At 75.9% G+C, this 503-nt stretch carries 1 pseudogene; it reads right to left on the reverse strand.

From position 1 onward, the window contains the following. Positions 1 to 401: pseudogene (locus AC3A46_RS19525) on the reverse strand (DNA polymerase III subunit gamma and tau); the annotation flags it as partial. Positions 402 to 503: the final 102 nt, after the last annotated feature.

The raw sequence follows: 503 nt of genomic DNA on the forward strand, positions 1-503 counted from the left end.
GGGGCAGCGGCGGAGCGGGCGGCCGGCGCCTCCGGTGCGGCCGCCTGACGCGGAGCCTCGCGGCCGGGACTCGAGGGTGCCGGCGCCGCCGCGCCACCGGAACCGCCGGCAGCGTCGTGACGGGCGATGTACTTCACCCGGATGCCGAGCACGGCCAGGATCGCCTGACGCAGGTCTTCGCTGGGGCCCTTGCCCGCGGCGAGCTGCTTGAACTTCGCGACGTCGCTCTGGCTCGAGAACGCGAGGGTGAGCACGTCGTCGTCGAGCGCCACGGTACGGGCGCCCGAGGCGAGCATCCACGACGAGCGGCTCACGTTCTCGAGCTGCGCGAGAACCTGCGGCCACGCCTGCTGGAGGCGGTCGAGCGTGACCGGGCCGGCCGGGACGGGAGGGGCAGCCACGGGTGCGGACTCGGCAGGCTGCACGGCCGGAGCCGATGTCGAGGACGTGCGCCGGCCGGCCCAGCGCGGCGAGGCGAGGGCGCAGCCGCGTGCGGTAGACGA

The organism is Microbacterium sp. Soil_C_42 (assembly GCF_057656735.1).